We start from the raw sequence: 22,702 nt of genomic DNA on the forward strand, positions 1-22,702 counted from the left end.
GTAAAAAGAAAAAGGCCGCCCCGAAAGGCGACCTTTGGAAATCAGCAGAAACTGTGTCTCTTACTGCGAAACTTCAGTTGCTTTGTCAAAACCCGACGTAAAACCAGAGAGTGACATCGTCAGGACAACCTTTTGATCAGGTGCAGGAGCTGGTACCAAAGTGATCTTGGCGTTTGCGCCCTTTTTGAAATTTGCAATGTCTTCAGCTGTGAAGCCGATCCGCGCAAAGCAACCGATCGGGCTGCAAAAGCTGTATGGGTAACGCTTGGCTTTGGCCCCGTCGACGCTCATTGAAAGCTGCGCTGAAAGCAAGGTTTCAAGAGGCACAAGAACGTTTGCTCCAGCAACTGCACGTCCGCCATTCTTGAGCTTGAAAATCGTAACTTCTGCAACATTGGTGCCTTGATCATCTTTGAGTTGCTGCAGCATCTGGCAAGGCTCTTCTTCGCCGTCAACACGCAGGCACTGGATTTGCCAATCGCCGGATGTCTCTCTGACGTAGGGCTCGGGAACAGCTTCCTCGCCAAGGCTCAACTGGCCTTCCTGCGAAGGCTCTGCTTCTGCTTCGGTCTCTGTCGCAGGCTCTGCATCAGTGGCTGCTGGCTGCGTTGCTGTTTGGGTTTCTTCGCTTGTTGTCGTGTCTTGTGCCAGAGCAGGTTGCCCGAGGGCAAAAAGAGCAAGAACAAGCGCTGTGCTGGTATTTTTAAGCATGGATATCCCGTTGCATTGATTACGTTACCAGCGCTTTAGCATGGGTGCACGGGCGTGTCAGGCGCAAAACGATGTCGGGTAAGCAGGTTTCTGCACAAAAAAAGAGAAGCTCGAAAGCTCCTCTCTTCAAAATCGTCTCCCTGCCGGACTGGGCCGGCTTATTATAGGATAAATTGTTAGGCCAGCTATTGGCCATCGTCAACAGCTAGTCTTTGTCGATACCGAAAAGTGAACGTCAAAGAAAAAAAGCCGCACCCGAAGGCGCGGCCAGTCTGACAGGGAGGAAGTCAGCTTCGCGCCAAGAGGACATGAGGCACGAAGCAGGTTTGATACTGGCAGATAAGTGTTAAAAGAGTATTTGCAGGGCGCAAGATTCTCGAAAAAAGGGGCAAAGGCTTGTCAGATACTAACATTACAGACATTTTTATGGGCGGTGGCGGTGAAGGCTACGGCGAGAAACAACATCTTGGCCTCAAATATGCCAACCGCCACGGGCTGATTGCGGGTGCAACAGGCACAGGTAAAACCGTGACACTGCAAATCATGGCCGAGAGCTTTTCAAACGCCGGTGTGCCGGTGTTCATGTCAGATGTGAAAGGTGATCTTTCCGGCCTCGCCAATGCGGGCTCAGAGGGGGCCAAACTGCATGAACCCTTCATGAGCCGCGCACATACCATCGGTTTTGACGACTATATCTACGAGAGCTTCCCTGTCACTTTCTGGGATCTGTTCGGTGAGCAGGGGCATCCGATCCGCACCACGCTCGCCGAAATGGGCCCGCTGCTGATCTCACGCTTGCTGGAACTCACCGAGGCACAAGAAGGCATCGTCAATATCGCCTTTCGGGTTGCCGACGAAGAAGGCATGCCGCTGCTTGATCTAAAAGATTTTCAAGCCTTGCTGGTGTGGCTTGGTGAGAACCGCGACAAATTGAGCCTGCGGTATGGCAACGTTTCTGTGTCCTCGATAGGCGCCATTCAGCGCCGCCTGTTGGTGCTTGAGAATCAAGGTGGCGACCAGATGTTTGGCGAGCCGGCCTTGTCACTGTCTGACATGATCTCGATTGACGAAACCGGTCGCGGGCGGGTGAATATCCTGGCGTCCGATACGCTGATGGGCGCGCCACGGCTTTACTCGACATTCCTGCTTTGGCTGCTCAGCGAGTTGTTTGAAGAGCTGCCCGAAGTTGGCAACCCAGACAAACCTGTCATGGTGTTTTTCTTTGATGAAGCGCACTTGTTGTTTGACGGAGCACCCAAAGTTCTGGTCGACAAAGTCGAGCAAGTTGCGCGACTTATCCGCTCCAAGGGCGTTGGTGTGTATTTCATCACCCAGAACCCTGACGACGTGCCAGAAGACATCCTCGGTCAACTTGGCAACCGCGTGCAACACGCGCTGCGGGCTTTCACCGCGCGTGACAAGAAGGCGCTCAAGTTGGCGGCTGAAACCTACCGCGAGAACCCGCGTTTTGATATCGAGGAAGCGATCCGTGAAGTCGGCGTTGGTGAGGCCGTAACCTCGTTTCTGGAAAAGAAAGGCGTGCCCGGTGTCGCCGAACGCACGCTCATTCGCCCACCAAGCTCACAGTTGGGGCCGATCACCAAAGCCGAGCGCGCCGCAGTGATTGCCGCTTCGCATATTGCTGGGAAATACGAGGCCAAGCTTGATCGCCACTCGGCGTTTGAGATCCTGACCGAACGCGCTGCAACTGCTGCCAAAGAGGCTGAAGACGCCGAGCGCCTTGAGGAGGAAGCCGAAGCTGCTGAAGCCGAATACAAAGCGGCACGACGCTATTCTGGCAAGCGTGTGTCCCGCTCGACCTCCCGCAGCAGCCGCAAGACAGAAAGCTTCGGCGATGCCTTGACCAAAAGCGTGATCAAAGAACTTAAAGGCACCACAGGCCGTCGTATCATCCGCGGCATTCTAGGCGGCTTCTTCAAGGGCCGTTGAAGATATTGTCGGGGCAGAGCTGTGCTATTTGCCCCGACACGACGTTTGTGCGGATCAGTTGCTAAGGGCCTGCACGAGAAGTGAAGTGGCAAGCACCAAGAACAGATCACCGTTTTGTTCGACATAAACATGTCCTTGAGCAGGGCGGCGCAATCCGCGCTTGTTCCAGTCTTTGACAACCGCAGCATTGTGCCTGTTAGCGTGGACATGGGTATGCTTCACAACCGTTCTTGTTGTGGTGCGCTGTGGGGTCTTTGTGACGGTTCGCTGGGTTGAGTGAACCTTTGTTCTTTGTTTTGTCGATGTCTTGCGAGTTTCCCGTTGGGCTTGCTCTGCAACTGCACTGTGCTTCAGTTGCTTGTCTGACTTTGCGAAAGCGGGCGCTGCGAAGCTTGTCATTGCAAGCGAGGCGATCAAGGCAATAGAAATGCGGTTCATTGTTTTTTCCTTTTGTCTGTTTCACTGGTTACTGGCGAGTGATACGCGGCATCCCCGGTTTTCCGTCGCCGTTAAGAAAACAGACAGGATGCGTTCGGAACCAATTTGAAGGCCCAAACAAAAATCGCGCCCCGAAAGGCGCGATCATTTGGGCAAACTATGAGGCTTGGCAAACCTATTTTTCAGGGATCAACCCGCGCGGACTGAACCTGAGCACCAGAAGCAAGATAAGCCCCATCGTCAGCAAACGCATATGCGCAACACTGCCCATAAGGTGTTCTTTCAACGCGCTGCCTTCAGCCATGCCCGAGGTAAGAACGCTGAGCAAACCGTGACCAAGTGGCTCGACCTGCACCCAGAAGAACCAGATCACAAATCCACCAAGCACGGCTCCAAGGTTGTTGCCCGACCCGCCGACAATCACCATCACCCAGACCAGGAACGTGAAGCGCAGCGGCTGGTAGCTTGTCGGCGTCAACTGCCCGTCAAGTGTGGTGATCATCGCGCCGGCAATGCCGCATATCGCCGAGCCAAGGATAAACACCTGCAAATGCCGCGCAGTGACATGCTTGCCCATAGCTTCTGATGAAACTTCATTGTCGCGAATGGCGCGCATCATCCGCCCCCAAGGACTTTTGAGCGCGGCTTGAACCATTAAGAACAGGATGATCAGCACGACTGCAAACAACCCCGCATAGAGCAGTTTCACCCAAAGCGTAGAGGCCGTCACAACGTCAAAGCCGAAGCCCTCGGCTTTCTCGATGAAGCTCGCAGAGTTTTGCAAGTCGATCTCATAGGGTACAGGGCGCGGCAGGCCGATCACGTTTTTAACACCACGCGCCATCCAGTCCTCGTTTTTCATCACTGCGATGATGATCTCGGCAATGCCCAGTGTCGCAATCGCAAGGTAATCAGAGCGCAAGCCCAGTGCTGTTTTACCGATGATCCAAGCTGCACCTGCCGCCAGGAGCCCGCCCACAGGCCAAGCCAGCAAGATAGGCAGGTTGAGCCCACCAATGTTGCCGGACGTGGCTGGGTTGATCGCCTCAACCGCGTCAACGCCGCCGTCAAAAACTGCGCGGAATGCAAAGAAACCAACCGCGAGCACGGCAAAGATAGCCACGCCGCGAAGCCGACTCGCGCTCATGCGACGGTAAATCATCACTGCCGACAGAATGCTCATGATCGCAAGCACAAGCCCTGCAAGGATACGCATCCCGCCTGCATCCCATGCACCGGGAACCGCAGGTGTGGCGACAAGCACAGTTGCCAAACCGCCAAGCGCCACAAAGCCCATGATACCGACGTTAAACAAGCCCGCAAAGCCCCACTGCAGGTTCACGCCCAATGCCATGATCGCCGAAACCAGCCCCATGTTGAGTATGAACAAAGCCGAGTTCCAGGATTGCACAAAACCGGTGCCGAGGATCAGCGCCGCAACAATGGCAAAGTAGAGAGTGTTTCTAGCTGTATCGCTCATACCGATTGCCCCTTGAACAGTCCTGTGGGTTTGAAAAGCAGCACGATCAGCAAGATCACAAAGCTCACCGCAAATTTGTAGTCTGTGCTCATAAGTTGCACGAGCCCACTTGGTTCAAGCCCCTCTGGCAGAGCGTAAACAAGCACCTTTTTCCACGCATAAGTGATCGTCACCTCCGAGAAGGCGATGACAAAACCACCGGCAATCGCCCCGACAGGGTTGCCAAGGCCGCCGACAATCGCCGAGGCAAAAATGGGCAGCAAGAGCTGGAAGTAGATGAAGGGCTTGAACGTTTTATCAAGCCCGTAAAGCACGCCCGCAATTGTGGCCAGTGTCGCGACAATAATCCATGTTACCAACACAACCCGCTCGGGGTTGATGCCCGACAAAAGCGCCAGATCTTCATTGTCGGAATAGGCGCGCATCGACTTGCCCGTGCGTGTGCGGTTGAGGAACCAAAACAGCAGCACAACAACAACAAATGCTGTCACCAGCGTTAGCCCCTGCGTGGTCTTGAACGCGAGCCCTTCCTTGAGGCCGGTCATATCCTTGAACTCGCGCACCGAGATGATGAAGCGCTCACCATCAGCAAAGCGCTGGTCATCAGGGCCAATGATAAACCGCACCAAGCCGTTGATGATGAACATCACCCCCATCGACACGATCACGAAGATCACCGGCTTGGCCTTTTGCTCGCGATAGAATTTGTAAACAACCTTATCGGTGAAAAGCACCAGCGCGACGCAGCCCAAAATGCCAAAGGGCAGGGCGAGCAGTGCCGTCGGCAAGGGGCCAAATCCGATGCCCGCGCTTTGCATCCACCACGTCACCAAAACAGTGACCATCGAGCCGAAGGCCATCGTGTCACCGTGGGCAAAGTTGGAAAACCGCAAGATGCCGTAAATCAACGTCACCCCGAGCGCACCAAGCGCAAGTTGTGCGCCGTAAGCCGCCGCGGGGATGAAGACAAAGTTCGCAAACGCGACCAGCGCATTGAGCAGGTCCATTAAAACGCTCCTTCACATGAGCCGAGGTAGGATATCACCAGCGGCCCTTCGTTAGCATGGGTTGTCAGACGCGCACCTTGTGGCGTGATCGACAGTAAATACTCCGCGCCGTCACCCGTCGCGAACATGGTTTTGAGGGCAGGGCGCTCCTTCACAGCAACAATGCTGAGGTCGCCAAACTCGGTCTCGAGCTTCTCGCCTTTGATATCGACTTCGGCTGTAAACGTGGTTTCGCCGCAGGCCTCGGCCTCGAAGCACTCGGTCACAAAGCTGCACCCAAACGCCTCTGCTGTTGTTGGTGAAGCAATGGCAAAGCTTATCAGCGGGATGAAAACCATAGGCAAAGTGGAGTTGCGCATCAATCTGCCTCCCGATGGCAAGTGCCCGTCAGATACGAGGTTTCTTCACCTTGTGAATTGAGCGCCGAGAGCCGCGAGACACCCGGCGTCGAGAGCATCAGACGCCTGCGTGTTCCATCATTGCTATAGTCAACGGTCAAAACATCGTCTTGTTGGCTAATCTGGGCTGGCCAAATGGCGGAGTGCTCAAGACCGTCAACACCGTTTTCACTCAGGCGCAGACTGTCTTGCTGAACATCAAAGGTAAGCCCGCCCGAAACGGCCTCACACGGCTGTTTGGCGCGGCATGATATGTCAAAGTCGCAGCCAAACACTCCAGTTGCCGCCAATGCCACTCCTACGGTCGAGATCCCTGTGATCATCTCATCCTCCCAAGAAGCTCTGGCGCACTTCGGGGTTGGCAAGCAGTTCCTTGCCGGTGCCCGTGTGGCCGTTTGCGCCTTGCACCAGGACATAGCCTTTGTCAGCGATTTCAAGAGCTTGCCGGGCGTTCTGTTCGACCATCAAGATAGGAATTCCCGTGCGTGCCACGTCGATGATGCGGTCAAACAACTCGTCCATAACGATAGGTGAAACTCCGGCAGTCGGCTCATCAAGCATCAGCACTTTCGGCTGGGTCATCAATGCACGGCCTACAGCAACCTGTTGGCGCTGACCACCTGACAACTCTCCCGCTGCCTGATAGCGCTTGTCCTTTAGAATCGGAAACAGATCATAAATCTGCGTCATCGTGTCTGCGAAATCATCGGTGCGAATGAAAGCACCCATTTCAAGGTTTTCTTCGACCGTCATCGAGGTGAATATGTTGTTGGTCTGCGGCACAAAGCCCATGCCCTTCACAACGCGGTCTTGGGGGCTGAGCGCAGTGATGTCTTCCCCGTCAAGCATCACCGAACCGCTGCGCATATCAAGCATGCCAAACAGCGCCTTCATTCCGGTTGATTTACCCGCGCCGTTCGGCCCGACGATCACCGCAATCTCGCCCTTCTCAGCGGCAATCGTGCAGTCGTGCAGGATGTCGGGGCCCTTGCCATAGCCCGCTGTCATGTTCTCACCGATCAGAAACGGCGTGCCATCGCGCCCGGGTTTTGCCGCGCCACCCTTGCGATAGGGTATCTCGCCAGCACCCTTCGGGTTTCCAATCGAGCGGTCTTTGTTGCCGCGATTATCTTGATAGGGGTTGGAAGTCATGCGCCCACCTTGTCTTTGTTCTTGAGCCCCGTGCCGAGGTAAGCTTCGATCACTTGCTCGTTGGCCTTAATCTCGGCCAAAGTGCCTTCCGCAAGCACGTGCCCCTCGGCCATGCAGATCACCGGATCACAAAGCCGTTCGATAAAGTCCATGTCGTGCTCGATGACAACGAAAGTATAGCCGCGCTCTTCATTGAGGCGTTTGATGGTGTCGGAAATCGTATAAAGCAGGGTGCGGTTCACACCAGCGCCGACTTCGTCCAGGAAAACGATCTTGGCATCCACCATCATCGTGCGACCAAGCTCCAGCAGCTTCTTTTGCCCGCCAGAAACCTGCCCGGCTTTGTGGTCGGCAAGGTGTTCAATGGTCAAAAACTCCAGCACTTCGTCGGCTTTGGCCTTCAACGCGCGCTCTTCATCGGCAATGCGCTTGCGGCCGAACCACGTGTTCCAAAGCACTTCGCCGGATTGCGCTGGCGGAACCATCATCAGGTTCTCACGGCACGACATGGAGCTAAACTCATGAGCAATCTGGAAGGTGCGTAGCAAGCCTTTGTGAAACAGCTCATGCGGCGGCAGTCCGGTGATATCTTCACCATCCATGATAACGCGGCCCGACGTGGGCGGCAGCACACCGGCAATGGCGTTAAACAGCGTGGTTTTGCCTGCACCATTGGGGCCAATCAGCCCCGTGATAGAGCCGGTCTCGATGCGCATTGTTGCCCCGTCAACAGCCCGAAAGCCGCCAAAGTGCTTATGCAGATCATGCACCTCAATCATGCATGTCTCCCCCAAATAACGTTTAGATAAGCAAAACAGCCCGAAGCGCGAACTTCGAGCTGTTTCTATCTTAAGTCAAAGACTTAGCGATAACCAATTGTCGAATACTTGCCATCGGCAAATTCGATTTCTTGGTAGTTGCCTGCTGACTCGCCTGCGCCGATCAGCTCAACCGCTGTCGCACCAACATAGTCAACGTCACCGCCAGCAGCGATGATATCAAGCGCTTTACCAAGTTCACCCGGGAAGATCTTTTCGCCCGGTGCGTTGGCAACATTCATGATCTGGTCTTTGTAGTCAGCTGAAGCTGTTGATTTGGCAGCCTGCATGGCCATCATCATCAAAGCAGCGGCGTCGTAGCTTTCTGAAGCAAACGCGCTTGTGCCGTCAAAGCCAGCGGCTTTTGCCATGTCTGCATACTTTGCAGCACCCGGGCTGTCTGTGCCAGGGTAAGCACCGAACGAGCCGTTCAGCTCTTCGCCGAAGTTCTCATTCAGCTTCGCGCCGACCATGCCGTCAGGGAAGTAGAAGGTTTCAAACGCACCCGAGTCGATAGACGCGCGCACGATGCCCGAGCCACCTTGGTCAACATAGCCTGCGACAACAAGAACATCGCCGCCTGCTGATGCAAGTGCACCAACTTCAGCCGAGTAGTCGGCTTTGCCGTCTTCGTGTGCTGATACGATGGTGACAGTGCCACCAGCCGCTTCAAATTCGGTTTTGATCGCGTCCGCCAAGCCCTTACCATAGTCGTTGTTGGTATAGGTGATGGCGATCGACTTGTGACCGCGGTCTTGCAGGATGTTGGTCACGATCACGCCTTGGCGCGCATCCGAAGGTGCCGTGCGGAAAAAGAGGCCATCGTCTTCAGCCGTTGAAAGGCCCGGTGATGTTGCCGATGGTGAAACCATCACAACGCCGTTCGGGCGGGCCACGTTTTGCAAGATCGCGCCAGTTACACCCGAGCAGTCAGCGCCCATGATGCCGACAACGCCGTCTGACGTTACCAGACGTTCTGCAGCAGCCGTCGCAGCCGCCGCATCGATGCATGTTGAGTCACCGCGCACAGAGACAACTGTTGAGCCGTCCATGAACTTGCCGCTGTCGGACACTTCTTTCATCGCCAACTCGGCACCAGCACCCATAGCAGGTGTGATTGATTCAAGCGGGCCGGTGAAACCGAGGATAACCCCGATTTTGACTTCATCAGCAGAAACTGTGCCGGCCATAAGCGCCGTGGCAGCTGTCGCCATAAGAAACTTTTTCATTTGTATTCTCCCATATTGGAACATTTGGTCCGCTGCGGAGCCTATTGTGAGGAAATTGAAAAGAAAAGCCTGAATTTCTCTTTACCAATGGGAAACTGAAGACCGCCGGCCTCGGCCATGAGTTTAGTCTGGCAAAATCTGATAGCTGCTGAAACTCACAATTGTTTCGCTCATAGGGCCCAGTCTTGCTTTGACACTGCGCAGATGAGCAAGGCTTAAGCTAACAACTTGCGGTAGCTCAACGATCTCTTTGGTCATCCGTTCAAATGAAAGATGGTTAACACCAGCCCCGTTGGGAATGCTTTTCGAAAGCTCCTCAGCGCTCAGATCCTCACAATAGGCTATCGCTTCAGGTGAACAGGAAAACACTACAGAGCTTTGCTGTATCTCTACGTTGTCCAGCTTGTAGGTAGAATTCCCATCTGTGAAAAAAACCGCATTACCCCCGTCCTTAGTGCGTATACTCAAGCTCCTTGACAAGTGATGCGTCGAAACTCCGTAAGGCAGGGGCAGCGCGTCCAGTTGCTTTTCCAGTTTCCGCGAGACGGCGTATATATCGGTCGTCGAGCGGTCAACTGGCGGCAAAAAAAGCTCACGTTTGTAAGGCTGCGGATCAACCGATTGGCCAATCGGGCCGACCAAATAGGACGCATCTTTCGCCGCCATTGCACGCTGCTCAAGATAGGTTGACTGCGCGACATCCCACCAGACCCGTCGCGCCACAGGCTGCGCTGCTTCGATGACACCGTTAATATCCATCTTGCCGCGCGAACAGGTCGAACGACCAACAAAATTGCTATTCTGGCGTTCCGGCTCATGCAATATTATTGCTTTGGCAGGCTGATTGGTCTGCCCACAGTTCTTCGGGCCTGTCTGAAAAATTTTAGGCACAACGACGTCAAGCTCGCCACGTAGCGCAAAGGGTAGTGGTTTCGCAGCGAGGGCTTTGGGGGTGAGCACAAACCAACCCGACTTCCCACGCCGTTGATACCAGACATCGCGCAACAAAATGTGCGGTTCGGCTTCTTTCCCGAGATCAAGGATATCTTGCGTCGTGTATTCAGTCAGACCGTCCCGAACAGCATGTGGCCGTAGACCCATCATTGTCGGGTCAAACGCAGCGACAATCATCATAAAGCAGGCCAGCAGAACGACAGCAAAAACACCAAATATGCTTAGCGCGACTTTCCAGCCCCGCGACATCAGATCGTGAGTCGTGTCGCCTGTGATCCGCGCTCGCGGTAAGGCGTTGTGTTATAGTGGCTGCGGTAGCACTTCGAGAAATGCGAAGGTGAGGCAAAGCCACAGGCCAGCGCTACGTTGATCACGCTCATATCGGTTTGCATCAATAAGTTACGGGCCTTTTGAAGCCGCAACTCCATATAATAGCGCTTCGGTGAGCGGTTCAGATAGCGCCTGAACAAACGCTCGAGCTGGCGCGTCGACATCCCGACATCTTTCGCCAGTATCGCCGGGCTGATCGGCTCTTCAATGTTGTTTTCCATCATCTGAATAACCAAACTTAGCTTCGGATGCCGCACGCCAATGCGCGTGGGAACAGACAAACGTTGCGTGTCTTGGTCGGTTCTGATCGACGAATAAATCAGCTGGTCCGCGACCGAATTGGCAAGCTCTTCATCGTGTTCATCAGCAATCAGTTTGAGCATCAGATCAATCGAGCTGGTGCCGCCAGCCGTCGTAAGCCGCGTCTTGTCGACCACAAAAACCGACTTTGTAAGGTCAACCTCATCGAACTCCTCGGAAAAGCTGTCTTGGTTCTCCCAATGGATTGTTGCGCGCTTGCCATCAAGCAAGCCAGCCAGCGCAAGCGAGTAGGCGGCTGTGCATAGCCCGCCGAACGTAGCGCCTTTGCGGGCTTCACGCCGCAGCCACGAGATAAGCTTCTTGCTGGTCGCGGCTTGAATATCAACACCGCCGCAAAGCAGTACTGTGTCGTCGCGTGTCACTTCGCCCAAGTCGCGGTTGAGCGCAAACTGCGTTCCCGCCGAGCAAGTGACGCTCTCGCCGCCTTCACCCATCAACTCCCACTCATACAGCGTTTTGTTCGACATCCGGTTGGCGATCCTGAGCGCTTCGATCGCCGAGGAAAAACTTAACAACGAGAAATCAGGCAGCAAAACAAAGATAAACCGACGTGGCTTATCTTGCGTGCTATCAACTCTAACAGTGGGACGTTGTTGGCTCATTGTGCGGGCTACTCGTTCAAGTTGCGACAGAATATGTCTCATTTGGCTTATCTCACTTGGCCCTAGCTTTTCGGTTAGGTCAAGTCACGAAGTTTTTGAACTGTCCGCGCCCGACGGGCAATCCGGCATATCCGGCAACAACGCAAAAGAGATATGGCCCTTCGCCATACGTCTCGTTATAAGGCGGTCTTGCACGTAAGATACCGGAGTAAATACAATGACGGAATGGCTCAAAACTGGCTGGCGCTCAAAACCCCGCGTCCAGATGCCCACATATACGGACACCGCGGCACTGGAGGCTGTTGAAGCCAAGCTTGCGAAGTATCCGCCGCTTGTTTTTGCTGGCGAGGCGCGCCGCTTGAAAGACGAGCTGGCCGCTGCCGCGCGTGGAGAAGCGTTTTTGTTGCAGGGTGGCGATTGCGCCGAGAGCTTTGATCAGTTCTCTGCCGACGGCATCCGCGATACCTTTAAAGTCATGCTGCAAATGGCGATGGTGCTGACTTACGGCGCCAAAGTGCCGGTTGTAAAACTTGGCCGTATGGCGGGCCAGTTTGCCAAGCCGCGTTCAGCTGACACCGAAACGGTTGATGGCGTTGAACTGCCGAGTTTCCGTGGCGATATTATCAACGAGCTTGATTTCACAGCTGACGCGCGCATTCCGAACCCGGAAAAGATGCTGCAAGCCTATATGCAATCGGCGGCAACGCTCAACTTGCTGCGCGCTTTCTCGACAGGCGGTTTCGCTGACATGCACCGCGTTCACTCTTGGACGCTGGGCTTCGCTGAAGGGCAGGGCACCGCTAAGTATCAGGACATTGCCACACGCATTCAGGACAGCATTGATTTCATGGCCGCGGCCGGCATCACTGGCGGCACCACGCATGAGTTCAGCACAGTTGATTTTTATACCAGCCACGAGTCGCTTTTGCTTGAATATGAAGAGGCGCTCACACGTCTCGACAGCACATCAGGCAACTGGCTCGCAGGGTCAGGACACATGGTCTGGATCGGTGACCGCACGCGTCAGCCTGACGGCGCGCATGTCGAGTTCGCAAGCGGTGTTCTCAACCCGATCGGCCTTAAGTGCGGCCCGACAACGACAGCGGAAGACCTCAAAGAGCTGATTGCCAAGCTCAACCCCGAGAACGAAGAAGGCCGTCTGACACTTATCGCCCGCTTCGGAGCCGGAAACGTCTCTGAGCACCTGCCGCGTCTGATCAAAGCCGTTAAGGAAGTTGGCGCCAATGTGCTTTGGGTCTGCGACCCGATGCATGGCAACACAATCAAGTCGGACTCGGGCTATAAGACCCGTCCGTTCGAGAAGGTTCTGGGCGAAGTGCGCGAGTTCTTTGCGGTTCATGCCGATGAGGGCACAGTGCCCGGCGGTGTGCATTTCGAAATGACAGGTCAGGATGTGACAGAATGCACAGGTGGTGTTCGTGCGGTCTCCGATGAAGACCTTTCAAGCCGGTATCACACGGCCTGCGATCCACGATTGAACGCATCACAGTCTCTTGAGTTGGCCTTCCTTGTGGCCGAAGAGTTGACTAAGTTGAGGTCTGAAAACCGTTCAAAAGCTGCGGGTTAAATCTCGTAAGTTGATGTGAAAAGGCGCGCCGGGTTCTCCTCGACGCGCCTTTTTCTAAAGCATCTGCCGTGTCAACAGAGGCTTCAGTCTTTTGACCGGATCAGTTTCAAATACGACGGGCGCGGTTTGCGTCTTAAAGCCGCGTTCCCAACCGGCGCGTTGTTCGTAAACGGCGCTAGATGTTCGGCAAAACCCGCTTCCCGAACAGGATCAACCACCGGCTCAGTTGGGCGCGCCGTATCAACACCTTCGCGTTGGGCCCGATGTTCAAGTTTGCGCGTTTCCATGTTCATCAACTCAAAACGCCGCGGGGCACGGCCTATGGTGCCCAGAGTTTCAAGACAGCCCAGAATGCGGTTCACTTGCCCTGCATCATCATGCAAAGGCAGCAGCAGCATCTTCGCATCAAGCACCGGTTGGCCCCATTTCCCTTCTCCACGCAGCGTCAAACGCAAGACGGCTGGGCTATGGAGCACGGTTGTCAGTGCTTTGGCAAATCCGTCGCGCGCTTTGGGCACAAACAAGCTGCTCGCAGGCATTCCGCGCACTTCCATGCCCATCACGTCACAGAGAAGGGTGCCTGCAATCCGAAAGCGCCCATGACCGGCACCGATCGCTTCCAGAATGAAGGCATTGCTTAACGCACCTTCAATGCCGCGGGGGTCAATCTGCGAGCGGCCTGGTAACGTCTGTCCAGACCTGAGGCTTTCCCAATAAGCTTCGACCTGATTACACGCCGTATAGCTTCCAGAGCCTTGTTTCTTATACATATCAATCACTTGCCCAAATGTGTTTATGTCGCTCATAGCACTCTCCATACTGTAATCGAGGCATAAGGCTCGTTTTTGCGACACGGCAATCTGTTAACATTTACCAACACAAACCTTATCGCTTCCTTAACATCGCATAAATTGTCTAAAATTCTGAACGAATTTGGTTAGATTGGTTAACGCAATAGTGCAAACCCTTGCGGGGCAGGCAGGTTCACGGGTAGGACGACTGATAAGACCACGCAAAGTATCAAGAGGGGATCAGCGGTGATTGCATCAATGACAGGGTTTGCTTCGGGCAAAGGCAGCCTCGCTCCACACAGTTGGAGTTGGGAGTTGCGCTCCGTCAACGGCAAAGGGCAGGACATCCGCGTGCGAGTTCCTGACTGGGTCACCGGATTGGAAGCCTCTCTGCGCAAGGATGTCGCCGCAGCAACCGCGCGGGGCAACATCACCATCGGCCTGCGTCTGATACGTGAAGACGCAACAGCAGCGTTGTGCCTCAATCAAGCCCAGCTTGAGGGCGTTCTCGCTGCCATGCACCAGATCGAAGAGCAAGCCATGAGCGAAGGGCTGTCACTTGCGCCCAGCACCGCCGCCGACATCGTCGCCCTGCGCGGCGTTATGGACAGCGCCCAAACCGAAGATGACCCAGCGCCACTGCTCAAGGCGCTGCAAGCTGATTTCAAGCCCGTGCTCAAGGCATACCTCGAGATGCGCAACAACGAGGGTGCGGCCCTGAACGCGCTGCTTCAAGAGCAACTCTCAACCATCGAGCGACTTACCGCCGAGGCCATGGCAGCGGCCAAAGCCCGCCAAGCCGAAAGCGATACGGCCTTTCGTGAGAACGTGAAGCGCATCACCGAAAACAGCGAGCTTGATGAGGCCCGTATCGCTCAGGAACTGGCAATGCTGGCAGTCAAAGCCGACATCACTGAAGAGATCGACCGTCTCGGCACGCATGCGCAAGCGGCGCGTGAATTGCTCGAAACCGGCGGGCCCGTGGGCCGCAAACTCGACTTTCTCAGCCAGGAGTTCAACCGCGAGGCCAACACGCTTTGCTCCAAGTCGCAAAACGCCGCGCTCACCCGTATTGGCCTTGACCTGAAAGCGACGATTGACCAGATGCGCGAGCAAATCCAGAACGTGGAGTAAGCCAATGCCAGAGCTACAAGACAGACGCGGCCTTCTGATCATCCTCAGCTCACCCTCGGGCGCGGGCAAATCAACGCTGTCAAAGCGGCTGATCGCTTGGGATCCGAGCATCACATTTTCCGTCTCGGCCACAACCCGCGCGCCACGCGACGGCGAAGTTGACGGCGCTGATTATCACTTCCTGTCCGAAGAGGTCTTCAAAAAGGCTGTGAGCGAGCGCGGTATGCTTGAGCACGCGCATGTGTTTGGCAACTTCTACGGCAGCCCGAGTGAGCCGGTTGAAGAGGCCATAGGGCAGGGCAAGGACGTGCTGTTTGATATCGACTGGCAAGGGGCGCAGCAGATCAGGCAGTCAGGCCTCGGGGCCCACACGCTCAGCATCTTTATCCTGCCGCCGTCCATTAAAGAACTGCACCGCCGTTTGGTGAGCCGTGGCCAAGACAGCCAAGAGACGATCGAAAAGCGCATGCGCAAAAGCTGGGATGAAATCTCGCGTTGGGATGCCTATGATTACGTGCTGATCAACGACGATCTCAACATCACGCTAGGCCGCTTGCAAACCATCATCACATCCCGCCGCCTGCGCCGGTTGCAGCAGCCACATCTGGTTGACCACGTGCGCAAGTTGCAGGCCGAATTCGAGGACATGTCATGACACTTTATGCATTGGGCGACAAAGCCCCGCAACTCGCTGACGACACATGGGTCGCCCCCGATGCCAACCTGATCGGTGACATCGTGCTAGAGGAGGGCGCCTCTGTCTGGTTTGGTAGCACATTGCGCGGCGACAACGAGCGCATCACCATAGGTGCTGGCTCAAACGTGCAGGAAAACTCTGTTATGCATACCGATGCAGGCTACCCGCTGACTGTCGGCGCGAACTGTACCATTGGCCATAAAGTCATGCTGCACGGTTGCACTGTTGGTAACAATACCCTCGTCGGCATGGGGGCAATTGTGCTCAACGGCGCAAAGATCGGCAATAATTGCCTGATCGGCGCTGGCGCGCTGATCACTGAAGGCAAAGTGATCCCCGATGGCAGCTTGGTCATGGGCAGTCCGGGCAAAGTCGTGAAAACACTTGATGTCTCGGCCCACGCGATGCTGACTGCGAGTGCATTGCACTACCAGCAAAACATGCGCCGCTTTCGTAACGAATTGCGGGCTCTCTAGCGCCAGCGTGCCAGACAGTTTGAAAACTGTCTGAGCCAGTGACGTCATCGAGGTTGCCGAGCGCCCATGTTAGCTGCGTCACGGCGCGTGTTTAAGGTAGGCCACGCGTGGCCATTTGCGGCGCGGTGCCTCTATGCAAGTTCGAGGGCGATAGTGTCGTGATAGGCCTTCGCCGTTTGCCCGATCGTGTTGTTGCAACAAATGTCAAAACGCAGCAATGGAAAGCGTTGTGCTACTTCGCGACAGATCATGGCTTTGTTCGGCAAAGGTTCGCTAAGCGCGATAAGTTGCCCGGCATAGTTTGCGTCAGTCAGTATTTGAGCAACATCGAAGATATCGTAATCCGGACAAAACAACCACGCCATGACAGCATCTGGGGCCAGCACGTTCACACGGGCGGCGTTCAGATCAGCAATGCTGGTCGGCGAGTATTGGTTTCGTGTACTCGTTTGTGGGCCACGATCAGTTGTCTCCTTTCGGCTGCAAACACTTAACACATGGCGTTTCTTTGGTGTCGAAATAAAGCTCATTAACCATCCCCCCCCGGTTTTGGGCAATAATACTGGGCCGGACTTTGTGCATGAAAGCACGAAAAACCGCACAGAATAGGGTTAGATTAGCGTAGGCCGAGGGCTTATCAATTGCTGATATTGCGGAGTTGCCAAGCCGAAATGTTTGGCTACAATGCACGCGCTTATTGCAGGCTGTTTCGCAACTGGCCTCAGGCTCTGCTGTGTGGTGGCAATCAACTGGTTGCGAAAAAGAAACGGACCAGATGCCCTTTAAAGTATATCAGCCTTTGCTAGATGCCATGTCGAACCCCGCTGTTCTGATCGGACAGGATGCTCGCATCTCCGCTGCGAATGCGCCTGCACAGACTTTGTTCGGCGCCCCCTTGGTGGGTGCACATTATGTTACCGTTATGCGTCAACCCGAGTTGGTTGAAGCCCTTGGAGCTTGCTTTGAAGGGAAGCCCGCGTGCTCGGTGCAGGTGCGTCAGAGCAGGGCGGAAGGCGACAGCATCTTCCAAGCCAACTGCGCTATCGTTGCCGGAGAAAACCCGCCTTTGGTGTTGCTCACCTTTGAAGACATTTCGCAACTTGAGAGCGCCGGAGCGCAGCGCCGTGACTTCGTCGCCAATGTCAGCCACGAGTTGCGCACGCCTCTGACAGCACTGATGGGGTTTATCGAAACTCTGCGCGGCCCCGCCCGTGACGATGCCGCTGCCAGAAAGCGCTTTCTGGACATCATGGCGGGGGAAGCTGCCCGCATGGAAGGGCTTGTTGCCGATCTTTTGTCTCTCAGCCGCGTTGAAGGCCAAGAACGCCAGCGTCCGCGTGATAAAGTTGATCTAGGTGCCGTGATCGCCGCCGCGGTGAGCACGCTTGCAGGCGCCACAAAGGCCGCGAATGTCACCGTTACCTGCAATCTACCGAGCACCGGCTTAACGCTCACGGGGGACGGCGAGCAATTGCGACAACTCGTTACAAACCTGATCGAGAACGCCATCAAATATGGCGGGCAGGGCAAGACCGTGACGATCAGTGCAAGCCAAAGCGAGCACATTGCTGCCTTACGTGGGCCAGCGATCACCCTTTCAGTGCAAGACCAAGGCACCGGCATCGACGCTCTGCATATCCCGCGGCTAACCGAGCGCTTCTACCGTGTCGATGATCACCGCTCGCGCGAAGTTGGCGGCACGGGCCTCGGCCTGGCGATTGTAAAACACATCGTCAACCGTCACCGTGGCCGCCTTGAGATCAGCTCAAAGGAAGGCCAGGGCAGCCTTTTCACAGTTACTTTGCCGCTCTGACTGCGCAAAATCGCCAACCTTCATAAAACTGTTACACAACTGTCACAAAAGCATAGCAAGCGGGGCCTAGACCCGCGCTTAAGGCCCTCATCTGCGAGGGTCAGACACATAAACAGGAATTTGCTATGTCTCTTATGAAGCTCACAGTCTCAGTCGCCGCATTGGCCGTCGCGACAAGCGCACAGGCCCGCGACAACGTTCAGGTTGCCGGTTCGTCAACCGTTCTGCCATATGCCTCAATCGTTGCTGAAGCCTTCGGTGAAAACACCGACTTTCCAACACCGGTTGTCGAATCAGGCGGCTCATCAGCAGGCCTCAAACGCTTCTGTGAGGGTCTCGGCGAAAACACAGTCGATATTGCCAACTCTTCGCGCAAGATCCGCGATAAAGAAGTTAAAGCCTGCGCCGAAGCTGGCGTGACCGACATCATCGAAGTGCGCTTTGGTTATGACGGCATCGTTTTTGCCAGCCAGAAAACCGGCCCAGATTACACCGCATTCGAGCCCGCCGACATCTTCAACGGCCTTGGCGCAAAAGTGATGGTCGACGGCAAGCTCGTTGACAACACCTACACCAAGTGGAGCGACTTCAACGCAGCCCTGCCTGCTGAAGAGATCGCAGGTTACATTCCGGGCACCAAGCACGGCACACGTGAAGTGTTCGAAATCAAGGTGCTCGAAGTGGGCTGCAAAGCCACAGGCGCATATGACGCCTACTTGGCCGAAAACGGCGGCGACAAGAAAGCTGCCTCAAAGTCATGCTACGGCGTGCGTTCAGATGGCCGCTCGGTTGACATCGACGGTGACTATACAGAAACCCTCGCGCGCATCGCTTCGAATGCCGCTGGTGTTGGCGTCTTTGGTCTGTCGTTCTACGAAAACAACACCGACAAGCTCAAAGTTGCGACGGTTTCAGGCGTTGAACCAACAACCGATACCATCGCAACAGGCGAATATCCTGTGTCGCGCCCGCTCTACTTCTACGTGAAGAAAGCCCATATCGGCGTGATCCCGGGCCTCAAGGAATACGCGCAGTTCTTCATCGCTGAAGAGATCGCTGGCGCAGAAGGCCCACTCGCTGAATACGGCCTCGTCGCCGACCCAGAGCTTGAAAAAACACAAGCTCTCGTTGCTGACGAAGCCACGCTCGGCTCAAACATGTAAATGATTGGGGGCGGCCGGCTGATCGGCCGCCTTCACTCTTTCGCTGGGGGCGATATGTCTGCATCTACGCTTATTCTCGTGCTTATTGCACTGGCCGCTTTAGGCTTTTTTCTGGGGCGCAGCCGTGCATTGGCCTCGGCGTCCGGAAACGCGCAAGCCTTGCACTCGCGCCCGCATTTTTACGGCGCGAATGCGGCACTCATGGTGCTCATACCATCACTGGCTTTGTTCGCGGTCTGGACAGTTGTTGCTCCGCTCTCAATCAAAGCCGACATCGCACAATCCGTGCCATCAGGATTGGTTGATGAGGGCAAATCGCTTGATCTGTTGATGACAGATGTGCGCAATGTCGCCGAAGGGCTTGACCGCGCCGTTGTCGCAGGGGCGCTGACATCAGACGCCGCTTTGAGCATCGACACCGAAACAACGGATGTCCGCGCGCTGCTCGGTGGTGTCGGGGTTGCTCTCGGAGCGAATGTCGGCCCCGAGGTTTTGAAGCTCGCCAAAACCTATCGCGCTAAAAGCGCCAGCTCGTCCAACATCATGACAGGTTTGGTGCTCGCCGCGGCAATGGCTGGGCTTGCTTTTGCCTTCCTGCGCACCAACAAAGATTTCCGCGCCCGAAACACCGTTGAGGCCACCGTGCGCGCCACTCTGATCTTTGCCGCGATGGTCGCCATTCTCACGACTGTCGGCATTTTCTTTGCGCTGATCTTCAACACGCTTGAGTTCTTTCAGCTCTACAACTGGAAAGACTATCTCTTTGGCACCACATGGCACCCGCATTCCGGTGGTGGCTCTGATCAGCCTTTGGGTCTCATCCCGCTCCTTTGGGGCACGATCTACATCTCGCTCATCGCCCTTGCAGTTGCGGTTCCAATCGGGCTCTTCGCGGCGATCTACCTCGCAGAATATGCCAGCCCGCGCGTGCGTGGCACGATAAAGCCGCTACTTGAGGTGCTCGCTGGCATTCCGTCCATCGTCTATGGCCTGTTTGCGCTGCTCACGGTCGGGCCGCTTCTTCTCAAGGTGTTTGGCAATGAAGGCCTCGGCTGGATGCAGGGCGCATCTTCGGTGATGACGGCGGGCTTGGTCATGGGCATCATGCTCATCCCTTTCGTGTCCTCGCTTTCCGATGACATCATTACCGCTGTGCCACAGGCGCTGCGCGACGGCTCACTCGGCCTGGGTGCCACACCCTCAGAAACCATCCGGCAGGTCGTGTTGCCCGCCGCCTTACCAGGCATCGTCGGCGCGATCATTCTCGCGACCTCACGCGCCATTGGCGAGACAATGTTGGTGGTGTTCGGGGCAGGGGCCGCAGGCAAGCTGTCGCTCAACCCCTTTGAAGCCATGACAACCGTGACGGCAAAGATTGTCTCGCAACTTACAGGCGATGCCGACTTTACCGCCCCGGAGGTGTTGGTCGCTTATGCGCTTGGCACGACATTGTTTGTGGTCACGCTTTGTCTGAACGTCATCGCCCAGATCATCGTCTCCAAATATCAGGAGCAGTATTCATGAGCCTCTACCTTGAGTCCCCGCGCACCAAGAAGCGCAATGCCGCCGAGCGCCGTTTTCAAAGCTACGGTTTGGCCGCGATCGCAGCCGCGTTGTTCTTTCTGGTTGTCCTTCTGGGCCAGATCATCGGCAACGGATCCGGCGCGTTCATTCAGACCCGCCTGACAGTTCCGGTCACGCTAGATGCCGCCGCGATAGAGAAGGCCGAAGGCTCGATGATGAAAACATCGGGCTACCGCAAGCTGATCGTCGCCTCTTTGAGCGCCGAAATGCAAGCCAAAGGCATCGAGGCCGAGCTTGACAGCAAAGCCGCCAAAGCGCTGCTCTCGTCGGGCGCGCCCAACACGCTGCGCCAGCATGTGCTCGCGAATCCAGCTGATATCGGCTCGACCGTCACTCTCAAACTCGCGGGCTCCTCGCGCCTAGACGGTTACATGAAGGGCCGCGTGACGCGCGAAAGTATCTCTGATGACAAGGCCATAACGCCTGCGCATCTTGACCTTGCCGACGAGTTGATCGGCGTAGGGTTACTCAGCAAAGGCTTCAACTGGGGATTTGTCACAGGCAATGACGCCTCTGACCTGCGCCCCGAGCAATCCGGCATGGGCCAGTCAGTGCTCGGCTCACTGGCGATGATGCTGGTGGTGCTCGCTGTTTGCCTGCCAATATCAGTCGCGGCCTCGATCTACCTTGAAGAGTTTGCCCCCAAGAACAAGCTCACCCAGTTCATCGAGGTCAATATCTCAAACCTCGCGGCCGTGCCGTCCATCGTCTTTGGTATCCTCGCGCTGGCCGCCTTTATCCAGTTCGGCGGCGGCACCATCGGTATCGAAGCCTTCCGCGCCTCGGCGCCGCTTGTGGGGGGGCTCGCTCTGTCGCTCATGACATTGCCGACAATCATCATCGCCACCCGCGCCGCACTCAAAGCCGTGCCGCAAAGCATGCGCGACGCAGCCCTCGGAGTAGGGGCCTCAAAAATGCAGGCGGTGTTCCACCACGTCCTGCCGCTCGCCATGCCCGGCATCATGACCGGAACAATCATCGGCCTCGCCGCTGCCCTCGGTGAAACCGCGCCACTGCTGCTGATCGGCATGGTCGCCTTCGTGCAAACCGACATCTCCGGCGCAACAAGCTTCTTCACCGATCCAAACGTCGGCATGCCCGCCCAGATCTACATCTGGGCCACCCGCGCTGACGGTGCTTGGTATGAGCGCGCATGGGGCGGCATCATCTTGCTGCTGATCTTTCTGGCCTGCATGAACATCGTCGCAATCCTTTTGCGCCGCAAATTCGAACGCCGCTGGTAGGAGCTTACCGATGTTTGACCAACCTTCCAATCTGGCCCCACAAGTGGAGACACCCGTGACCACAGACCATAAAATCACTGCTGAAAACGTCAACGTTCACTACGGCGATACCCATGCCATCAAAGACGTCAACGTGAAGATCGACGACAAAACCGTCACCGCTTTCATCGGCCCCTCGGGCTGTGGCAAGTCAACCTTCCTGCGCTGCCTCAACCGGATGAACGACACCATCGACATCTGCCGCGTTTCCGGCCTGATCGAGCTTGACGGCGAAGACATCAACCATGCCAAAGTTGACCCTGTTCAACTTCGCGCCAAAGTGGGGATGGTTTTTCAAAAGCCAAACCCATTCCCAAAGTCGATCTTTGATAACGTCGCCTATGGCCCGCGCATTCACGGCCAAGCGGCAAACAAAGCCGAACTTGACGAGATCGTCGAGAAATCCCTGCGCAGTGCCGCTCTCTGGAAAGAAGTGAAAGACCGCCTGCATGCGCCCGGAACCGGCCTCTCGGGCGGGCAACAGCAACGCCTATGTATTGCACGCGCTGTCGCCACAGCCCCCGAAGTGCTGCTGATGGATGAGCCATGCTCGGCGCTTGACCCGATTGCGACCGCCCAGGTTGAAGAGCTGATCGACGAGCTGCGTGAGAACTTCTCGGTTGTCATCGTCACCCACTCAATGCAGCAAGCCGCGCGCGTCAGCCAGAAAACCGCCTTCTTTCACCTCGGCGAGCTTGTAGAATTCGGCGAAACAGGCCAGATTTTCACCAATCCACACGACAGCCGCACCGAAAGCTACATCACAGGCCGGATCGGCTAAGG

General features: G+C 55.8%; 23 protein-coding genes. 10 read left to right on the forward strand and 13 right to left on the reverse strand.

What is annotated here, in order from left to right; all coding sequences use genetic code 11:
- Nucleotides 1–60: 60 nt before the first annotated feature.
- The gene (locus KO498_RS11005) at nt 61–711 is read right to left on the reverse strand and encodes an invasion associated locus B family protein (protein ID WP_215959941.1); all 651 of its coding nucleotides are present in this window, start codon (nt 709–711) and stop codon (nt 61–63) included.
- Nucleotides 712–1,137: 426 nt separating this feature from the next.
- Here KO498_RS11005 and KO498_RS11010 point away from each other — a divergent pair, with 426 nt between their 5' ends.
- On the forward strand, nt 1,138–2,661 hold the full coding sequence (locus KO498_RS11010) for a helicase HerA-like domain-containing protein (RefSeq protein WP_215960488.1): 1,524 nt from the start codon (nt 1,138–1,140) through the stop codon (nt 2,659–2,661).
- A gap of 54 nt (nt 2,662–2,715) precedes the next feature.
- On the opposite strand, the gene KO498_RS11015 is transcribed toward KO498_RS11010, so the two are convergent.
- The 10 genes from KO498_RS11015 to KO498_RS11060 all read right to left on the reverse strand — a co-directional run bounded on the left by KO498_RS11015 (nt 2,716) and on the right by KO498_RS11060 (nt 11,390).
- Nucleotides 2,716–3,099 carry an RcnB family protein gene (locus KO498_RS11015; RefSeq protein ID WP_215959942.1) on the reverse strand — a complete coding sequence of 128 codons (384 nt, stop codon included), beginning with the start codon at nt 3,097–3,099 and terminating at the stop codon, nt 2,716–2,718.
- A gap of 175 nt (nt 3,100–3,274) precedes the next feature.
- Nucleotides 3,275–4,579 carry a branched-chain amino acid ABC transporter permease gene (locus KO498_RS11020; protein WP_215959943.1) on the reverse strand — a complete coding sequence of 435 codons (1,305 nt, stop codon included), beginning with the start codon at nt 4,577–4,579 and terminating at the stop codon, nt 3,275–3,277.
- Nucleotides 4,576–5,586, reverse strand: coding sequence for a branched-chain amino acid ABC transporter permease (locus KO498_RS11025; RefSeq protein ID WP_215959944.1), 1,011 nt, complete (start codon nt 5,584–5,586; stop codon nt 4,576–4,578). The genes KO498_RS11020 and KO498_RS11025 overlap by 4 nt, the downstream gene beginning before the upstream one ends.
- Nucleotides 5,586–5,945: a hypothetical protein gene (locus tag KO498_RS11030; protein ID WP_215959945.1), complete on the reverse strand. Its 360-nt coding sequence runs from the start codon at nt 5,943–5,945 to the stop codon at nt 5,586–5,588. Before KO498_RS11030 ends, KO498_RS11025 begins: the two co-directional genes overlap by 1 nt.
- On the reverse strand, nt 5,945–6,307 hold the full coding sequence (locus tag KO498_RS11035; RefSeq protein WP_215959946.1) for a hypothetical protein: 363 nt from the start codon (nt 6,305–6,307) through the stop codon (nt 5,945–5,947). The genes KO498_RS11030 and KO498_RS11035 overlap by 1 nt, the downstream gene beginning before the upstream one ends.
- A gap of 1 nt (nt 6,308) precedes the next feature.
- Nucleotides 6,309–7,136: an ABC transporter ATP-binding protein gene (locus tag KO498_RS11040; protein ID WP_215959947.1), complete on the reverse strand. Its 828-nt coding sequence runs from the start codon at nt 7,134–7,136 to the stop codon at nt 6,309–6,311.
- On the reverse strand, nt 7,133–7,915 hold the full coding sequence (locus KO498_RS11045) for an ABC transporter ATP-binding protein (protein WP_215959948.1): 783 nt from the start codon (nt 7,913–7,915) through the stop codon (nt 7,133–7,135). The genes KO498_RS11040 and KO498_RS11045 overlap by 4 nt, the downstream gene beginning before the upstream one ends.
- A gap of 83 nt (nt 7,916–7,998) precedes the next feature.
- Entirely contained in the window at nt 7,999–9,183 is a 1,185-nt protein-coding gene (locus KO498_RS11050; RefSeq protein WP_215959949.1) for an ABC transporter substrate-binding protein, read from the reverse strand.
- 123 nt (nt 9,184–9,306) lie between these two features.
- Nucleotides 9,307–10,386, reverse strand: coding sequence for a hypothetical protein (locus tag KO498_RS11055; protein ID WP_215959950.1), 1,080 nt, complete (start codon nt 10,384–10,386; stop codon nt 9,307–9,309).
- A complete protein-coding gene (locus KO498_RS11060; protein ID WP_215959951.1) occupies nt 10,386–11,390 on the reverse strand; it encodes a GlxA family transcriptional regulator in 1,005 nt (334 codons plus the stop codon). The genes KO498_RS11055 and KO498_RS11060 overlap by 1 nt, the downstream gene beginning before the upstream one ends.
- Before the next feature lie 217 nt (nt 11,391–11,607).
- Here KO498_RS11060 and KO498_RS11065 point away from each other — a divergent pair, with 217 nt between their 5' ends.
- Nucleotides 11,608–12,978 (forward strand): class II 3-deoxy-7-phosphoheptulonate synthase, encoded by a 1,371-nt coding sequence (locus KO498_RS11065; RefSeq protein ID WP_215959952.1) that lies wholly within the window; start codon nt 11,608–11,610, stop codon nt 12,976–12,978.
- An 83-nt stretch (nt 12,979–13,061) separates the two neighbouring features.
- On the opposite strand, the gene KO498_RS11070 is transcribed toward KO498_RS11065, so the two are convergent.
- Complete coding sequence (locus KO498_RS11070) at nt 13,062–13,784, reverse strand: PAS domain-containing protein (RefSeq protein ID WP_215959953.1); 723 nt, start codon at nt 13,782–13,784, stop codon at nt 13,062–13,064.
- A gap of 243 nt (nt 13,785–14,027) precedes the next feature.
- On the opposite strand from KO498_RS11070, the gene KO498_RS11075 reads away from it, so the two are divergent.
- Genes KO498_RS11075 through KO498_RS11085 form a run of 3 tightly spaced genes read left to right on the forward strand, consistent with a single transcriptional unit; the run spans nt 14,028 to nt 16,076 of the window.
- Nucleotides 14,028–14,903: a YicC/YloC family endoribonuclease gene (locus KO498_RS11075; RefSeq protein WP_215959954.1), complete on the forward strand. Its 876-nt coding sequence runs from the start codon at nt 14,028–14,030 to the stop codon at nt 14,901–14,903.
- A 4-nt stretch (nt 14,904–14,907) separates the two neighbouring features.
- On the forward strand, nt 14,908–15,558 hold the full coding sequence (gene gmk / locus KO498_RS11080) for a guanylate kinase (RefSeq protein WP_215959955.1): 651 nt from the start codon (nt 14,908–14,910) through the stop codon (nt 15,556–15,558).
- Nucleotides 15,555–16,076, forward strand: a complete 522-nt coding sequence (locus KO498_RS11085; RefSeq protein ID WP_215959956.1) for a gamma carbonic anhydrase family protein — start codon at nt 15,555–15,557, stop codon at nt 16,074–16,076. Before gmk ends, KO498_RS11085 begins: the two co-directional genes overlap by 4 nt.
- Before the next feature lie 131 nt (nt 16,077–16,207).
- Here the strand turns inward: KO498_RS11085 and KO498_RS11090 are convergent, their stop codons facing one another.
- Nucleotides 16,208–16,606: a hypothetical protein gene (locus tag KO498_RS11090; RefSeq protein WP_215959957.1), complete on the reverse strand. Its 399-nt coding sequence runs from the start codon at nt 16,604–16,606 to the stop codon at nt 16,208–16,210.
- Between the two features lie 245 nt (nt 16,607–16,851).
- Between KO498_RS11090 and KO498_RS11095 the strand changes: the two genes are divergently transcribed.
- The 5 genes from KO498_RS11095 (at nt 16,852) to pstB (ending at nt 22,700) form a co-directional block, all read left to right on the forward strand.
- Entirely contained in the window at nt 16,852–17,889 is a 1,038-nt protein-coding gene (locus KO498_RS11095) for an ATP-binding protein (RefSeq protein WP_215959958.1), read from the forward strand.
- Between the two features lie 125 nt (nt 17,890–18,014).
- Nucleotides 18,015–19,052, forward strand: a complete 1,038-nt coding sequence (locus tag KO498_RS11100) for a substrate-binding domain-containing protein (RefSeq protein WP_215959959.1) — start codon at nt 18,015–18,017, stop codon at nt 19,050–19,052.
- A 54-nt stretch (nt 19,053–19,106) separates the two neighbouring features.
- The gene (gene pstC / locus KO498_RS11105; RefSeq protein ID WP_215959960.1) at nt 19,107–20,576 is read left to right on the forward strand and encodes a phosphate ABC transporter permease subunit PstC; all 1,470 of its coding nucleotides are present in this window, start codon (nt 19,107–19,109) and stop codon (nt 20,574–20,576) included.
- Nucleotides 20,573–21,880, forward strand: coding sequence for a phosphate ABC transporter permease PstA (gene pstA / locus KO498_RS11110; RefSeq protein ID WP_215959961.1), 1,308 nt, complete (start codon nt 20,573–20,575; stop codon nt 21,878–21,880). Before pstC ends, pstA begins: the two co-directional genes overlap by 4 nt.
- 10 nt (nt 21,881–21,890) lie before the next feature.
- Nucleotides 21,891–22,700 carry a phosphate ABC transporter ATP-binding protein PstB gene (gene pstB, locus KO498_RS11115; RefSeq protein ID WP_215959962.1) on the forward strand — a complete coding sequence of 270 codons (810 nt, stop codon included), beginning with the start codon at nt 21,891–21,893 and terminating at the stop codon, nt 22,698–22,700.
- Nucleotides 22,701–22,702: the final 2 nt, after the last annotated feature.

It is taken from the genome of Lentibacter algarum (assembly GCF_018860975.1).
GTDB lineage: Bacteria > Pseudomonadota > Alphaproteobacteria > Rhodobacterales > Rhodobacteraceae > Lentibacter > Lentibacter algarum_A.

Excerpts from the sequence above, each read along its gene's own strand:
- KO498_RS11075 (WP_215959954.1), top strand. The coding sequence starts at position 14,028 with ATGACAGGGTTTGCTTCGGGCAAAGGCAGCCTCGCTCCACACAGTTGG.
- pstC (WP_215959960.1), top strand. The coding sequence starts at position 19,107 with ATGTCTGCATCTACGCTTATTCTCGTGCTTATTGCACTGGCCGCTTTA.
- KO498_RS11085 (WP_215959956.1), top strand. The coding sequence starts at position 15,555 with ATGACACTTTATGCATTGGGCGACAAAGCCCCGCAACTCGCTGACGAC.
- pstB (WP_215959962.1), top strand. The coding sequence starts at position 21,891 with ATGTTTGACCAACCTTCCAATCTGGCCCCACAAGTGGAGACACCCGTG.
- KO498_RS11020 (WP_215959943.1), bottom strand. The coding sequence starts at position 4,579 with ATGAGCGATACAGCTAGAAACACTCTCTACTTTGCCATTGTTGCGGCG.
- KO498_RS11095 (WP_215959958.1), top strand. The coding sequence starts at position 16,852 with ATGCCCTTTAAAGTATATCAGCCTTTGCTAGATGCCATGTCGAACCCC.
- KO498_RS11040 (WP_215959947.1), bottom strand. The coding sequence starts at position 7,136 with ATGACTTCCAACCCCTATCAAGATAATCGCGGCAACAAAGACCGCTCG.
- KO498_RS11030 (WP_215959945.1), bottom strand. The coding sequence starts at position 5,945 with ATGCGCAACTCCACTTTGCCTATGGTTTTCATCCCGCTGATAAGCTTT.
- KO498_RS11100 (WP_215959959.1), top strand. The coding sequence starts at position 18,015 with ATGTCTCTTATGAAGCTCACAGTCTCAGTCGCCGCATTGGCCGTCGCG.
- KO498_RS11045 (WP_215959948.1), bottom strand. The coding sequence starts at position 7,915 with ATGATTGAGGTGCATGATCTGCATAAGCACTTTGGCGGCTTTCGGGCT.
- KO498_RS11060 (WP_215959951.1), bottom strand. The coding sequence starts at position 11,390 with ATGAGCCAACAACGTCCCACTGTTAGAGTTGATAGCACGCAAGATAAG.
- KO498_RS11055 (WP_215959950.1), bottom strand. The coding sequence starts at position 10,386 with ATGTCGCGGGGCTGGAAAGTCGCGCTAAGCATATTTGGTGTTTTTGCT.
- KO498_RS11010 (WP_215960488.1), top strand. The coding sequence starts at position 1,138 with ATGGGCGGTGGCGGTGAAGGCTACGGCGAGAAACAACATCTTGGCCTC.
- KO498_RS11005 (WP_215959941.1), bottom strand. The coding sequence starts at position 711 with ATGCTTAAAAATACCAGCACAGCGCTTGTTCTTGCTCTTTTTGCCCTC.
- KO498_RS11070 (WP_215959953.1), bottom strand. The coding sequence starts at position 13,784 with ATGAGCGACATAAACACATTTGGGCAAGTGATTGATATGTATAAGAAA.
- KO498_RS11035 (WP_215959946.1), bottom strand. The coding sequence starts at position 6,307 with ATGATCACAGGGATCTCGACCGTAGGAGTGGCATTGGCGGCAACTGGA.
- gmk (WP_215959955.1), top strand. The coding sequence starts at position 14,908 with ATGCCAGAGCTACAAGACAGACGCGGCCTTCTGATCATCCTCAGCTCA.
- pstA (WP_215959961.1), top strand. The coding sequence starts at position 20,573 with ATGAGCCTCTACCTTGAGTCCCCGCGCACCAAGAAGCGCAATGCCGCC.
- KO498_RS11050 (WP_215959949.1), bottom strand. The coding sequence starts at position 9,183 with ATGAAAAAGTTTCTTATGGCGACAGCTGCCACGGCGCTTATGGCCGGC.
- KO498_RS11015 (WP_215959942.1), bottom strand. The coding sequence starts at position 3,099 with ATGAACCGCATTTCTATTGCCTTGATCGCCTCGCTTGCAATGACAAGC.
- KO498_RS11025 (WP_215959944.1), bottom strand. The coding sequence starts at position 5,586 with ATGGACCTGCTCAATGCGCTGGTCGCGTTTGCGAACTTTGTCTTCATC.
- KO498_RS11090 (WP_215959957.1), bottom strand. The coding sequence starts at position 16,606 with ATGAGCTTTATTTCGACACCAAAGAAACGCCATGTGTTAAGTGTTTGC.
- KO498_RS11065 (WP_215959952.1), top strand. The coding sequence starts at position 11,608 with ATGACGGAATGGCTCAAAACTGGCTGGCGCTCAAAACCCCGCGTCCAG.